Consider the following 12,847-nt stretch of genomic DNA (forward strand, 5'->3'; position numbering starts at 1 on the left):
TCGTTAACCTGTTCGCGTTCAAATTAAACCAGTTGTTTCACACAGTTGACGGATGTGAGGGAAAATGTTCAACCTTAAGTTGTATCTAGTTATCCGTGACAATCTCTAAAGAAATGTGGTGCCCTTCGATGACAATCTTGCCTGCCTCTCGGAAATTTACAGTGATCCGGCCTGCGATATTGGATTGCACCTGGCCAATCCCCCAATCTGGCTGCGCAGGATGGCGGACAAGCATTCCTGGTTCCAGAATTGCATTGATGCCTGTCATCTCGATGTCCCTTTACCGGAGTTTTTGTCATGCGGCCTGATCTTGCCACTCTTGTCGGCTCTCGAATTTGTCATGACCTTATCAGCCCAATTGGGGCGATCGGCAATGGGCTGGAACTTTTGGCGCTGACGGATGGCAATCCCGGCGCAGAGATGAACCTGATCGCCGATTCTGTCCAGAACGCCAATGCGCGGATCAGGTTTTACCGCATCGCCTATGGCGCGGCCAGTACGGAACAGATGCTGGGCAGTGCTGATGTGCTGTCGTTCATATCAGTGCTGGCCCGCGGGGGCCGGTTTACATATTTCTGGCAAGTGGCCGAGGATCGCCCCCGTCGCGAGGTGAGGTGCGCGCTGTTGCTGCTGCAATGTTTTGAGGCTGCAATGCCCGTGGGTGGCGACATCCATGTCAGCGTCATCGATGGCCGTTGGGTGCTGAGCGCGGAATGTCTGCGGTTCAATATCGATCCCTGTCTGTGGGACAGGCTCGCCACCGGCGATACCGCTTTTACCTATTCCGCAGCACAGGTACAATTCGCGCTCTTGCCCTGCATGTTGCAAGAGGCGGGGCGCGCGTTGAAGGTCAAGATGAGCAGCGACCGGATCGTCGTGAGTTTCTGAAAACGTGTAGACCGTCCCGTCCCGGACCTGATCCGGGACCTCCCCGGCCTCAATCCGAAAAAAGATGAGTATTTTTGGAAATAAGAAGTTGGGGGCGTCAGCCGCGCACCGCGCCATTGCCGCTGACAAGGTATTTGAAACTGGTCAGCTGTTCGGCACCCACTGGCCCGCGCGCATGCATCTTGCCGGTGGCGATGCCGATTTCCGCGCCCATGCCGAATTCACCCCCATCGGCAAATTGGGTTGAGGCATTATGCATCAGGATCGCGCTGTCGAGCTGGGCAAAGAAATGGGCGGCGGCCTGCGCGTCTTCGGTGATGATCGCATCTGTGTGGTTGGACCCGAATTCGCGGATATGCGCGATGGCGGCATCCACCCCGTCGACCAGTTTGGCCGCACAGATCATGTCGAGGAATTCGTGTCCGAAATCATCGGGTTGCGCAATCGTGGTGCCTATTATTTTAGCCAGATCGCCATCGGCGCGCACCTCGACCCCGGCTTTGATCAGTGCGTCGATCAACAGCGATCCGTGCTGCGTGTAGAACCGCCAATCGATTAGCAAACATTCCATGGCACCACAGATACCCGTGCGGCGGGTTTTGGCGTTCAGCACAATCTCCAGCGCCATCGCCGGATCGGCGTGAGCACCGACATAGATATGGCAGATCCCTTCGAGATGGGCAAAGACCGGCACGCGGGCTTCGCGTTGGACCAGCCCGACCAGCCCCTTGCCACCGCGCGGCACGATCACGTCGATATGGTCGGTGGCGGTCAGCATGGCAGAGACGGCGGCACGGTCGCGGGTTGGCACAAGCTGGATCGCGGTGGCGGGCAGACCTGCCTGTTGCAGGCCCGTTTGCAGGCATTTGTGGATCGCGGTGGAGGAATGGAAACTTTCAGACCCGCCCCGCAGGATCACCGCATTGCCCGATTGCAGGCACAATGCGCCTGCGTCTGCCGTGACATTGGGGCGGCTTTCATAGATCACGCCCACCACGCCCAAAGGTGTGCGCACGCGGCGGATATGCAGGCCACTGGGCATGTCCCATTCGGCGATCACTGCACCCACGGGGTCATGTTGCGCCGCGACATTGCGCAGACCTTCGGCCATGGCGCGGATGCGCGGTTCGGTCAGGACCAGCCGGTCCATCATTGCGGGGCTGAGGCCCTTTTGTGCGCCGTAAACCTGATCTTCGGCATTGGCGTCCAGGATCTGCATGACATTGTCGCAGATCGCATCGGCAGCCCCGATCAGGGCGGCATGTTTGCGTTCCGATCCGGTGGTGGCCAGAACAATGGCGGCGGCGCGCGCATCTGCGCCGATTTTTGCCATCAGGGTTTGGATATCTGTCATGATCTGTCCTTACAGCACCATATCGTCACGATGCACCAAGGCGGCGCGGCCCTCATAGCCCAAAATCGCCGCGATTTCGGTTGATCTGCGGCCCATGATCTGGCGCGCCTCGGCGCTGGTGTAGCGGGTCAGGCCTTGGCCCAGCGGCGCGCCTGCCGCATCGGAGATCGTGATCACCTCGCCCCGCCCGAAGCTGCCGATGATGCCGGTCACACCGGCGGGCAGCAGGCTTTTGCCGGACAGCAATGCCTTCCCCGCCCCGTCATCCACTGTGACCGTACCGCGTGGTTTCATTGCAGCAATCCAGCGTTTGCGCGCGGCTTGCGGGTCGACCTGTGCGGTGAACCACGTGCTGCGTGCGCCCTGCGCCAAGGCCGCCAGCGGATGCAGGCCGGTGCCAAGGGCGATGGCCATGGCGCAGCCGCCGTCAGTCGCGATTTTCGCGGCCATGATTTTCGTGATCATCCCGCCCTTGGACAGGGTTGATCCGACATCACCAGCCATGTTTTCAATCTCTGGCGTTATTTTATCAACAATGACAAGGTGTTGCGCGGTGCTATCAATCTTGGGGTTGCCGGTATAAAGCCCGTCGACATCGGACAAAAGCACCAGTTGATCCGCCCCGATGGTCACCGCGACTTGGGCGGCAAGCCGGTCATTATCGCCATAACGGATTTCATCGGTGGCGATCGTGTCGTTTTCGTTCACAATCGGGACCACCCCGAAGCCCAGCATGGTTTCCATCGTGGCGCGGCTGTTCAGATACCGCCGCCTGTCCTGGGAATCTTCCAGTGTAACAAGGACTTGGCCCGCGATAATCCCATGCGGGGCGAGTGCTTGTTCATAGGCGCGCGCCAGCCGGATCTGGCCCACGGCAGCGGCGGCCTGTGATTGTTCCAGCGCAAGTGCGGCCTGCGGCAGACCCAGCACACCGCGCCCAAGCGCGATGGACCCAGATGACACAAGAATAACATCCGCCCCGCGCGCCTTGATCTGGGCCACATCAGCGGCCAGCGATGTCAGCCAATCCTGTCGCAAAGCCCCCGTCGCGGCATCGACCAGCAAGGCCGACCCGATCTTGACGACGAGCCGTTTGGCATCATTCAGGGCCGCCATTCGGGGTCATCCGTGGCGGCCTCTGCCACGCGGTGGCGCAGGCGGTTGTCGTCGATTTCGCCGCGCAGGGCGCGCAGCACCTCGGTAATGCCTTCGCGGCTGACGCCGGACATCAGCATCACGGGGCCGGTTGCGACCTCGGCCAGTTCGTCGCGCAAAAAGGCGCGTTCTTCGGCGTCCAACGCATCGATCTTGTTCAGCACGGTGATGCGCGGTTTATCGGCAAGCTCGCCACCATATTGTTCCAATTCGTGGATGATCGTGACCAGATCGCCCGCCGGATCACCCGATGTGCCATCAATCAGGTGCAACAGCACGGCGCAGCGTTCGACATGGCCAAGGAACATATCGCCAAGGCCGCGCCCTTCGCTGGCGCCCGCGATCAGGCCGGGGATATCGGCGACCACGAATTCGACGTCATCGACGCCGACGACACCCAGATTGGGCACCAGCGTCGTGAACGGATAATCCGCAACCTTGGGCCGCGCATTGGATGTGGCAGCCAGAAAGGTGGATTTGCCCGCATTCGGCATCCCCAGCAGACCCACATCCGCGATCAGTTTCAGCCGCAGCCAGATCGTGCGTTCAATCGCCTCTTGCCCGGGGTTGGCGCGGCGGGGAGCCTGATTGGTGGCGGTCTTGAAATGAAGATTGCCCCAGCCGCCATTACCACCCTTGGCGATGATGACGCGCTGGCCAATCTCAGTCAGGTCGGCGATGACGGTTTCTTCGTCTTCGTCGATGATTTCGGTGCCAACGGGGACGCGCAGGATTTTATCCTCGCCATCCTTGCCGGTGCGCTGGCTGCCCATGCCGTGCTGGCCGCTGCCCGCGAAAAAATGCTGCTGATAGCGAAAATCGATCAGCGTGTTCAGACCGTCGACAGCCTCGACGATCACATCGCCGCCATCGCCGCCGTCGCCGCCATCGGGGCCGCCATATTCGATGAACTTTTCACGGCGAAAAGAAATACAGCCCGCGCCACCGGCACCGGACCGGATATAGACCTTGGCAAGATCGAGAAACTTCATAGGTTCGGGCTTTCTGGGCTGTTCAGCGCAGGCGATAGTCTATTGTGCTGCGCTTCTCAAGCCATGGGCCGGGTCATGCGCCGGTTTTCAGCGTATAGGTCCATGTCGGCACCGTCGCACCGCGCGAAACGGAAAACGCCTCTGCATCGCCGAGATAGTCGAAACCACAATTGGTCAGCACGCGGGCGGACCCGGGGTTGTCTTGAAACACCTCGGCAAAGATGCGTTCGGATTGATGCGGGTTCGCGGCGATAAGGGCGCGCACGGCCTCTGACGCGTAGCCGGTGTTCCAAAAGGCGGGCGCGATCCAGTAAAAGATTTCTGATTGCGCGCGGTCCATCCGTTCCAGGCTGATCAGGCCCAAAGCCTCTGCATGGGCATTGGCGGAACCGTCGATGATCCAGACATCCTCTGTCCGGTCCGACAGTAGGGCGCGTTCGATCATCGCCTCGACCGTGCCGGGGGGCAACGGATGCGGCACCGACCGTGTGCCGCGCGCAACGCGGTCGTCGCTGGCATACATGGCGATCAGCCCTGCATCCGATTTGCGGCACGGACGCAGCAAGAACCGATCCGATTGGATCGTCTGCTGCACGGTGATTTCCTCGTGGATCATGCTTTCCCTCCTCGAAAAACAAGCCAGTTTGGTGCTACCTAAACGGATATGGTAGCAAATTTATGAATAAAAAAGGGGACCGGCGAAAACCGATCCCCTCAAATCTTTTGGTTGAGAAATTCGGCTTACTCTGCGGCCTCCGCCACAGGGAGAACCGAAATAAAGGTGCGGCCTTTCAGGCCCTTGTGAAACTTCACGGCACCTTCGGCAGTTGCAAAGATCGTGTGATCCTTACCCATGCCGACGCCCATGCCTGGCCACATCTTGGTGCCACGCTGGCGCATGATGATGTTGCCGGGAATAACGGCTTCGCCGCCGAATTTCTTTACACCAAGACGACGACCCGCAGAGTCGCGTCCGTTACGGGATGAACCGCCTGCTTTTTTATGTGCCATCTCGTCTCTCCTTAAGCTTTGGACAGCTCGGCCGCTTGTGCGACCCAGCCTTCACGTGCGATGCGGCCCTTGAACGACAGCTTTTCGTCAAATGCAGCCACGTCGTCTTCGGACCATGCTGCGATCTGCGCGTAAGATGTCACGCCAGCGGCATGCAATTTCTTTTCCAGCGCGGGGCCGACGCCCGACAGCTTTTTCAGGTCATCGCCACCTGTTGCGGCGGCGGCAGCTTTTGGTGCTGCGCCGGCCTTTGGCTTGGCGATACCTTTGGGGTTCACGCGGGGCGTGATTACCATCTTGATGCCCGCACCCGAAACAGCGGCCATGACGCCGGATGTGTCCGCACCTGTTTCCAGAATGTCGGCAATCCTCACCAGCGTCAGTTGCTGACGGTGGCCTTTCTTGCGCTGGCTGCCGTGCTTACGACGGCGCTTGACGTAGTTGATTGTCTTTTCGCCTTTGATCTGGTCGATCACATCGGCCTGCACGCCTGCGCCTGCAACCAAAGGAGCACCAACAGTCGAACCGACCATCATAATCTCGTTGAACTGAATCTTGTCGCCAGCTTTTGCTGCCAGCTTTTCGACGCGCAGCACATCGCCAGAGGCGACCTTGTACTGCTTGCCGCCGGTTTTGAGAACCGCAAACATATGTTATTCCTTCATTTTCCGCGTCACTGAGGCCCCGGTGTTACCCGGCGTTTGGTGCCTGTGGACTGCGCGCCCGTAGGCGTCATTTCGCAAATAGCCCGACAAAACCCTTGTCAGGATGGCGGCTTATCCGTCCAATGCCCCTGTAAGTCAAGCGATAAGAAGGTGAAAAACCCCCATGCGCCCTGCCCTGATCCTGCCCTTGCTATTGGCGGCCTGCACCACCGATCCGACCAATCCGGGCCAGCCGGTCTTTGCGCCGCTGGCCGCGCTAAGCGATCCTGCGCAGGCGCAAAACCGCGGGCAGGTCGAAATCATCGTTAAATCGAATTACGACGCGATCCGCCGCGATATCATCGCTGGCGGCGGGCCGGCGCTGATCGCGGCGATGGATGCGGCGGGTGTGCCATATCAAGACCGCCCGACCCGCATGATCCAGCTGCAATCGAATAGCCGGCTTTACGCGGCCAACCCCAGCGCGCTGATTACGGCGCTACTAATCTATGGCAGTTAGAAACCGCTGATGACGCTGTCGCGGAGCGCCACAAGATCCCAAAACGCCTTGGACCGCGCAATATCATCGGCCAGATCGGACGGCACGCCGCGCGCGATCATGCGGCTGTATAATTCTTGTGGAAAGCCGGGCGATACGGATGGCACGCTGACCATCGGGTTGATGTCGGCGGGGCGCGCCGCGGCCTTGGGCGGACATCCACGGGTCGGGTTGCCACTGGGCCTGCGGCCATCGGCGCGCAATGTCTGTACGGCGGCAAAATAGATCGCGCATTCGCTGAAAACCAACCGTTCCTGACGCGGATCACCGGTTGGCAAGCTCGGATCGCCCGAGACCAGCACGCCCTGCCCCGCACAGCCCGACAAAAGCCCCAGGATGCAGGCTGCGATGAGTTTGATTTGCAAGGTCTTGATCCTTCTATGTCTTGGACCCGCACCATACCGCGTTGCACCCGCGTGCCAAGGCCGGTCACAGATCCTGACTGATGATGAAGCCAGAAGCCGCCGATCCCAGATCGCGCGCCACAAGCACAAAGATCTCGTCAAAGGCCGTAAACACAGCCTGCGTCATGATCCGGCCTGCGGGCGTCTGGCTGAATGATGTCAGTTCCGCGATCTCGGCATCCTCGAGCGGGGCATAGGCCAGCAGCAAAAACGCAGTGATCCATTCCGCCGTGCTGGCACGGATTGCATCCTCTTGCGCCCAGACATCGGCCAACAGACTGTCGGCGGTCACACCCGGCAGCGTGGCGCCACCTGACACCAGCGCGTCGATGAAGGCGAAATTGGAATTCAGCCCACCCACAACATTGGCCTCGATCAGGTCATTTGCCACGATGAAATCGCTGATCAGCCGGTAGCGTGGCGTGTCGGCCTGTGCCTGTTCGACGGCAAATTCCTTGCTGGTGGCATCAATTGTCGGGTCCAGCATCGCTGCGCGCGCGGCGATTTCCAGCGTAACGATCCGCTGCCCCAGATCAGAGCCGTAGAAATCGAGCGCCCCTGACACGTCCTGCCCGTCCAACGCCGCAACAAAAGCCTGGCGCATCTGCGCGACCATCGTGTCGGTGTCATAGATCCGGTCCAGTTGCGCGGCCCAGCGGGGGGTCATGCCTGCGGGAAACATGTCGCGCGCGATGGTTTCGCCGTAATCAAGCCCTTCGTCGCGCATGATCGCCACGATCTGCGGCAGGCCGACCAGATCGAACAGGGCGTCGGCATCGCTGGTCTGGGCCAGAGCGGCCCCGGTGATGGCCCCCGTGATGGCCCCCGTGAAACCGAGCGCGGCAACAAGCGATAAAAACAGGCGGCGGAACATGGCGGGTCCTTTCAGGGCATGGAAGGTGTCGGCACCGACAAACACGATTTTTGCCGCAAAGCCCACGCAATTCTTGGTGAGAGCGTTTTGCCCCTTGCGCTGCGCTGCATGGCACATTATTCCGCCCGCACCGCGGAGAGGTGCCGGAGTGGTCGAACGGGGCGGTCTCGAAAACCGTTGTGGGTGCAAGCCCACCCAGGGTTCGAATCCCTGTCTCTCCGCCAATTAACAATATACACATGATCGACTGCTGCAGGGCATGCACATCAGCCCGAAAGGTCTGGGGCCGGTCTATCGGGCGCGCTGTCGGTGCCACCCTCTGTGCTGCCGCAAACCCGCTATACATCCGCGCGGCTTGGGGCAGTATGGCACCAACCAGCCCGGAGCCAGCTCATGTCCACCGATCCCCTGTTGCAGCCCTACCAGCTCAAGCATCTGACCTTGCGCAACCGGATCATGACCACCAGCCATGAACCCGCCTATCCCGAAGACGGGATGCCCAAGGCACGGTATGCCGCCTATCACGCCGAACGGGCCAAGGCGGGGGTGGCGCTGACCATGACCGCGGGGTCAGCCGCCGTTTCGCGCGACAGCCCGCCGGTGTTCAACAACATCCTTGCCTATAAAGACGAGGTCGTGCCGTGGATCAAGAACCTGACCGATGCCTGCCATGACCATGGTTGCGCGGTGATGATCCAGCTGACGCATCTGGGGCGGCGCACGGGTTGGGCCAAAGGCGATTGGCTGCCCTCTGTCTCTTCCTCGCGGCACCGCGAACCGGCGCACAGGGCCTTTCCGAAACTGGCCGAAGATTGGGATATCGCGCGGATTATCACCGATTTCGCCGATGCGGCCGAACGGATGCAGGCAGGCGGCATGGACGGGATCGAATTGCAGGTCTACGGCCATCTGCTTGATCAGTTCTGGTCGCCGCTGACCAATGATCTGGACGGGCCTTATGGCGGGCAAAGCCTTGATACAAGGATGCAAATGCTGCGCGATGTGCTGACGGCCTGTCGCAAACGAGTGGGCGATGATTTCATCATCGGCCTGCGCTATACGGCGGACGAGGCGGCGGCAGGCGGCATCACCCCCGAAGAAGGCATCACCATCTCCAAACGCCTTGCCGAAACTGGGATGGTCGATTTCCTCAACGTGATCAAAGGCCGCATTCATACCGACCCTGCGATGACCGATGTGATCCCCGTGCAGGGCATGAAAAGCGCACCACATCTGGATTTCGCAGGTGCGGTGAAACAGGCCACAGGATTGCCGACCTTTCACGCCGCGCGCATCCCCGATGTGGCGACTGCACGTCATGCCATTCAGGCGGGGTTGCTGGATATGGTCGGGATGACGCGGGCGCATATGGCCGACCCGCATATCCTGCGCAAGATCATGGAAGGGCGCGAGGATGACATCCGCCCCTGTGTCGGGGCCACCTATTGCCTTGACCGGATCTATCAGGCGGGCGAGGCGCTGTGCATTCATAACGCCGCAACGGGGCGCGAACTGACGATGCCGCATGACATCGCCCCTGCCCCTGTGGCGCGCAAGGTCGTCATCATCGGCGCGGGTCCGGCAGGGCTGGAGGCGGCGCGCGTTGCCGCCGCACGCGGGCACGCCGTTACCGTGTTCGAGGCGCAACCCGATCCCGGCGGCCAGATCCGGCTGACCGCACAGAACCCGCGCCGGCGCGAGATGATCGGGATCATCGACTGGCGCATGGCGCAATGCGCCGCGCGCGACGTGACCTTTCATTTCAACAGCTGGGCCGAGGCAGAGGATGTCACCGCCCTTGCCCCCGATGTGGTGATCGTGGCGACGGGCGGTCTGCCCAATACGCAGCTATTTGAACAAAAACATGACAATCCGCTGGTGGTCAGCGCCTGGGATATCATCTCGGGCGATGTGAAACCGGGGCAGGATGTGCTGATCTATGACGAAAGCGGCGATCACCCCGGATTGATGGCAGCAGAGGTTGCGGCCAATGCAGGTGCCAGCGTCGAGGTGATGACACCCGACCGGACCTTTGCGCCGGACATCATGGGGATGAACCTTGTGCCCTATATGCGCGCGCTGCAGGACAAGGATGTGACCTTTACCGTCACCCGCCGCCTGCTGGATGTCACCCGCGACGGCAACCGGCTGCAGGCGGTGATCGGCACCGATTACAGCGATTTCACCAAGCAAAAGACCTATGACCAGATCGTGGTGAATTACGGGACAATGCCTTTGGATGATCTGTATTTCGCACTCAAACCCCTGTCGCGCAATCTGGGCGCGGTGGATCAGGACGCGCTGATCGCGGGGCGCATACAGGCGGTGGCGACCAATCCTGACGGGGCGTTCCAATTGTTCCGCATCGGGGATGCGGTCAGTGCGCGCAACATCCATGCCGCGATCTATGATGCGCTGCGCTTGGTCAAGGATTTGTAATGTGGGCTTAAGCCCCCCCTGCGCTCACACCTTATAGGATGGCAGATGCTGGAACGCCTCTTTCAAGGCATCACCCCAACCACTTGAAATTGCTTGGTAAACCGTATCATGTTCATCGATGCGGATCACCCGGCCTTGAGCGAATGTGTCCTTTTCATAGATTTGCAAATCAAAGGGCAAACCGACCGACAGGTTGGATTTGACCGTGGAATCAAACGACACCAACAGCAATTTGACCGCATCCTCGAAACTCATTGCCGGGTCATAGGCGCGCACGAGGATCGGCTTGCCGTATTTCGTCTCGCCAATCTGGAAAAACGGGGTATCGGGCGTGATCTCGATGAAATTGCCTTGCGGATAGATCAGGAAAATCGTGGGTAAGCCGCCCTTGATCTGGCCGCCGACAATGGCAGAGGCCGCGAATTGTTCGGCCGATTGCCCGCTCAGGCTGCTTTCGGCAATCACCTCTTTCAAGGTCGCCCCGACCAGACGGGCAATCTGGAACATGGTGGCTTCGCGCAGGATGCTGGGGTCGCGGTCCTGGGTGGTGATCGACCGTTCGCGCAGCAGGCTGACCATGGCCTGTGTCGTGGCCAGATTGCCTGCGGTCATGATGGTGATCATCCGTTCGCCCGGCACATGCCAGTGGAACATTTTTTTGCTGGTCGAGAAATTATCGACGCCTGCATTGGTGCGGGTGTCAGACATGAATACAAGCCCATGGTCGAGCTGCATTCCGATGCAATAAGTCATCTGAAAGTGTCCTTAGCGGGATATAATCACAGCACTATTGTTGAACTTGTAAAGATACAATGAGCGTCTCGCTGGAGGGGCCTTTGCGCATCCCCTTGACAGGGGCAGCACAGCTGGCATCCGGGCCAATGGCGACACGGACATATTTTTCATCGGGTGCGACACCGTTGGAAATATCGAAACCGACCCAGCCCAGCCCGTCTACATGCGCCTCGGCCCAGGCATGGGCGGCATCTTGATCGGTGATGTCGTTGATCATCAGATAGCCGCTGACGTAACGCGCCGCCACGCCGCGCGTGCGCAGGGCGGCGATGAAAATCTGCGCATGGTCCTGACACACACCGGCACCGATCTTGATCGCCTGTTCGGCACTGGTATCGGCGCCCGTGACACCAGTGCGATACGGCAGCGCATCGCGGATCGCATTGGACAGATCGTGCAGCGATGTCAGCGGGTCTTTCATCTTGCCCAAGGACCGCGCGAAATCGCGCACCCCTGCCCCGGATGCTGTCAATGGCGTGGGCTGCGCGAAATGCCACAATGGCGCACGGCCATAGACCATGCCCAAAACGCCCGCCTTGTCATAGGTCGTGACCTGCCCGCGCGCGGTGATGTCCACCGCCGTGGCCCCCGGTATCACGCTGACCAGATCGGTGTGATTGCCGTAATGGTCCAGATAGCTGGCCTCGATCCGCCCGCCGCTGATGTCGATCTGCCAGTCATCGACCTGCTGCATCGGGTTCGACAAGGGCCGCAGGCGCAGCTTTTGCAGCGCGAAATCCACCGGCATATCATAGGCATAGCTGGTTTTGTGGGTGATCGTCAGCTGCATCAGTAGTTGAACCTGTAATCAATTTCGATCTGCATGCCGATCGCCGCATTTTCACGCAGGATTGATCCGACAAATTCGTGCAACCCTTCGTCAAAGATCGACCCGATATCGCGGTCTTTCAACCGTGCATTCATCCGGTCGGCCAAAGCATGCGATGGCATGGCCTCGCCGTAATCCTTGGCCAGATGGCCCAGATTGTTCACCAACTGCGCCGCACAATGGCTGAGAGATCGGGGCATCCGGTCGTCAAGGATCAAAAAATCGGCGATGGCGGGCGCGGTGAAATCATCCTCGACCGCCCAACGAAACGACCGATGCGCCGAAACAGACCGCAGGATTGTTTCCCATTGCACGTTATCCATCCGGCTGCCGACGAACGATGGCGCAGGCAGCAGCGCATAATATTTCACGTCGATGATCCGCGCCGTGCTGTCGATCCGTTCGACAAAGGTGCCCAAACGGCAGAAATCAAAAATATCATTGCGCAGCATCGTACCGACCAGCGCCCCGCGCACCAGCGCCGATTGTTGCCGGATCGTGGCCAATACTGCGGGCAGTTCGGTTTCGGGGATTGGCCGCTTGAGCGTTTCGGTCAGCACCATCCATGTTTCATTGACGGCGGCCCAAACCTCGGTCGTCAGGGCGGTGCGCACCAGCCGTGCATTGTCACGCGCCGATTTGGTGACCGACAGGACCGAACTGGGGTGTTCAGGATCGCGCAGCAGGAAATTGACGACATTCGCGCTGGAATATTTATCATGACGCGCCTCGAACGCCTGTTGCGCGGCGGATGTGATGATGACGGATTTCCATTCCGATTCCGCGTCGTTCGATCGCGTCAGCGCGATGCGAAACCCCGCCTCGATCAATCGTGCGGTATTTTCCGCCCGTTCCAGAAACCGGAACATCCAGTAAAGACCGCCTGCCGTTTTTCCCAACATG

General features: G+C 60.0%; 15 protein-coding genes and 1 tRNA gene. 4 read left to right on the forward strand and 12 right to left on the reverse strand.

Going from position 1 to position 12,847, the window contains the following annotated elements:
- Positions 1-85: 85 nt before the first annotated feature.
- Entirely contained in the window at positions 86-268 is a 183-nt protein-coding gene (locus ACPF9B_RS05860; RefSeq protein WP_007204833.1) for a DUF3553 domain-containing protein, read from the reverse strand.
- Positions 269-297: 29 nt separating this feature from the next.
- Between ACPF9B_RS05860 and ACPF9B_RS05865 the strand changes: the two genes are divergently transcribed.
- Positions 298-888, forward strand: coding sequence for a histidine phosphotransferase family protein (locus tag ACPF9B_RS05865; protein WP_007204832.1), 591 nt, complete (start codon positions 298-300; stop codon positions 886-888).
- A gap of 97 nt (positions 889-985) precedes the next feature.
- Here ACPF9B_RS05865 and ACPF9B_RS05870 read toward each other — a convergent pair whose 3' ends face one another.
- The 6 genes from ACPF9B_RS05870 to ACPF9B_RS05895 form a co-directional block, all read right to left on the reverse strand.
- Entirely contained in the window at positions 986-2,242 is a 1,257-nt protein-coding gene (locus ACPF9B_RS05870) for a glutamate-5-semialdehyde dehydrogenase (protein ID WP_424179897.1), read from the reverse strand.
- Positions 2,243-2,251: 9 nt separating this feature from the next.
- Positions 2,252-3,358, reverse strand: coding sequence for a glutamate 5-kinase (gene proB, locus ACPF9B_RS05875; RefSeq protein WP_424179899.1), 1,107 nt, complete (start codon positions 3,356-3,358; stop codon positions 2,252-2,254).
- On the reverse strand, positions 3,346-4,389 hold the full coding sequence (gene obgE, locus ACPF9B_RS05880; protein ID WP_007204829.1) for a GTPase ObgE: 1,044 nt from the start codon (positions 4,387-4,389) through the stop codon (positions 3,346-3,348). The genes proB and obgE overlap by 13 nt, the downstream gene beginning before the upstream one ends.
- 73 nt (positions 4,390-4,462) lie before the next feature.
- Positions 4,463-5,005: a GNAT family N-acetyltransferase gene (locus ACPF9B_RS05885; protein ID WP_007204828.1), complete on the reverse strand. Its 543-nt coding sequence runs from the start codon at positions 5,003-5,005 to the stop codon at positions 4,463-4,465.
- 125 nt (positions 5,006-5,130) lie between these two features.
- Entirely contained in the window at positions 5,131-5,400 is a 270-nt protein-coding gene (rpmA, locus tag ACPF9B_RS05890) for a 50S ribosomal protein L27 (protein ID WP_026352164.1), read from the reverse strand.
- Between the two features lie 11 nt (positions 5,401-5,411).
- The gene (locus ACPF9B_RS05895; protein ID WP_424179902.1) at positions 5,412-6,050 is read right to left on the reverse strand and encodes a 50S ribosomal protein L21; all 639 of its coding nucleotides are present in this window, start codon (positions 6,048-6,050) and stop codon (positions 5,412-5,414) included.
- A 178-nt stretch (positions 6,051-6,228) separates the two neighbouring features.
- Between ACPF9B_RS05895 and ACPF9B_RS05900 the strand changes: the two genes are divergently transcribed.
- Positions 6,229-6,564 carry a hypothetical protein gene (locus ACPF9B_RS05900; protein WP_007204825.1) on the forward strand — a complete coding sequence of 112 codons (336 nt, stop codon included), beginning with the start codon at positions 6,229-6,231 and terminating at the stop codon, positions 6,562-6,564.
- Here ACPF9B_RS05900 and ACPF9B_RS05905 read toward each other — a convergent pair.
- Together ACPF9B_RS05905 and ACPF9B_RS05910 are read right to left on the reverse strand one after the other, a co-directional pair.
- The gene (locus ACPF9B_RS05905; protein WP_424179904.1) at positions 6,561-6,968 is read right to left on the reverse strand and encodes a hypothetical protein; all 408 of its coding nucleotides are present in this window, start codon (positions 6,966-6,968) and stop codon (positions 6,561-6,563) included. The two genes, ACPF9B_RS05900 and ACPF9B_RS05905, sit on opposite strands and share 4 nt — an antisense overlap.
- 64 nt (positions 6,969-7,032) lie before the next feature.
- A complete protein-coding gene (locus ACPF9B_RS05910; protein WP_424179906.1) occupies positions 7,033-7,881 on the reverse strand; it encodes a DUF2059 domain-containing protein in 849 nt (282 codons plus the stop codon).
- Positions 7,882-8,015: 134 nt separating this feature from the next.
- Here ACPF9B_RS05910 and ACPF9B_RS05915 point away from each other — a divergent pair.
- Both ACPF9B_RS05915 and ACPF9B_RS05920 read left to right on the forward strand, forming a co-directional pair.
- Positions 8,016-8,105: transfer RNA gene (locus ACPF9B_RS05915), tRNA-Ser, on the forward strand.
- A 169-nt stretch (positions 8,106-8,274) separates the two neighbouring features.
- Positions 8,275-10,320, forward strand: a complete 2,046-nt coding sequence (locus tag ACPF9B_RS05920) for an FAD-dependent oxidoreductase (protein WP_424179908.1) — start codon at positions 8,275-8,277, stop codon at positions 10,318-10,320.
- 24 nt (positions 10,321-10,344) lie between these two features.
- Here the strand turns inward: ACPF9B_RS05920 and ACPF9B_RS05925 are convergent, their stop codons facing one another.
- Genes ACPF9B_RS05925 through ACPF9B_RS05935 form a run of 3 tightly spaced genes read right to left on the reverse strand, consistent with a single transcriptional unit; the run spans position 10,345 to position 12,846 of the window.
- Positions 10,345-11,073, reverse strand: coding sequence for a peptidase (locus ACPF9B_RS05925; protein ID WP_040482783.1), 729 nt, complete (start codon positions 11,071-11,073; stop codon positions 10,345-10,347).
- Positions 11,074-11,107: 34 nt separating this feature from the next.
- The gene (locus ACPF9B_RS05930) at positions 11,108-11,905 is read right to left on the reverse strand and encodes a transglutaminase family protein (protein ID WP_424179910.1); all 798 of its coding nucleotides are present in this window, start codon (positions 11,903-11,905) and stop codon (positions 11,108-11,110) included.
- Positions 11,905-12,846 carry an alpha-E domain-containing protein gene (locus tag ACPF9B_RS05935; protein ID WP_007204801.1) on the reverse strand — a complete coding sequence of 314 codons (942 nt, stop codon included), beginning with the start codon at positions 12,844-12,846 and terminating at the stop codon, positions 11,905-11,907. Before ACPF9B_RS05935 ends, ACPF9B_RS05930 begins: the two co-directional genes overlap by 1 nt.
- Position 12,847 lies beyond the last annotated feature (1 nt).

It is taken from the genome of Yoonia sp. TsM2_T14_4, assembly GCF_049602355.1.
GTDB classification, from domain to species: Bacteria; Pseudomonadota; Alphaproteobacteria; order Rhodobacterales; family Rhodobacteraceae; genus Yoonia; species Yoonia vestfoldensis_A.

Coding starts and splice junctions, on each gene's coding strand:
- ACPF9B_RS05860 (WP_007204833.1), bottom strand. CDS start 268: ATGACAGGCATCAATGCAATTCTGGAACCAGGAATGCTTGTCCGCCAT.
- ACPF9B_RS05865 (WP_007204832.1), top strand. CDS start 298: ATGCGGCCTGATCTTGCCACTCTTGTCGGCTCTCGAATTTGTCATGAC.
- ACPF9B_RS05870 (WP_424179897.1), bottom strand. CDS start 2,242: ATGACAGATATCCAAACCCTGATGGCAAAAATCGGCGCAGATGCGCGC.
- proB (WP_424179899.1), bottom strand. CDS start 3,358: ATGGCGGCCCTGAATGATGCCAAACGGCTCGTCGTCAAGATCGGGTCG.
- obgE (WP_007204829.1), bottom strand. CDS start 4,389: ATGAAGTTTCTCGATCTTGCCAAGGTCTATATCCGGTCCGGTGCCGGT.
- ACPF9B_RS05885 (WP_007204828.1), bottom strand. CDS start 5,005: ATGATCCACGAGGAAATCACCGTGCAGCAGACGATCCAATCGGATCGG.
- rpmA (WP_026352164.1), bottom strand. CDS start 5,400: ATGGCACATAAAAAAGCAGGCGGTTCATCCCGTAACGGACGCGACTCT.
- ACPF9B_RS05895 (WP_424179902.1), bottom strand. CDS start 6,050: ATGTTTGCGGTTCTCAAAACCGGCGGCAAGCAGTACAAGGTCGCCTCT.
- ACPF9B_RS05900 (WP_007204825.1), top strand. CDS start 6,229: ATGCGCCCTGCCCTGATCCTGCCCTTGCTATTGGCGGCCTGCACCACC.
- ACPF9B_RS05910 (WP_424179906.1), bottom strand. CDS start 7,881: ATGTTCCGCCGCCTGTTTTTATCGCTTGTTGCCGCGCTCGGTTTCACG.
- ACPF9B_RS05920 (WP_424179908.1), top strand. CDS start 8,275: ATGTCCACCGATCCCCTGTTGCAGCCCTACCAGCTCAAGCATCTGACC.
- ACPF9B_RS05925 (WP_040482783.1), bottom strand. CDS start 11,073: ATGACTTATTGCATCGGAATGCAGCTCGACCATGGGCTTGTATTCATG.
- ACPF9B_RS05930 (WP_424179910.1), bottom strand. CDS start 11,905: ATGCAGCTGACGATCACCCACAAAACCAGCTATGCCTATGATATGCCG.
- ACPF9B_RS05935 (WP_007204801.1), bottom strand. CDS start 12,846: ATGTTGGGAAAAACGGCAGGCGGTCTTTACTGGATGTTCCGGTTTCTG.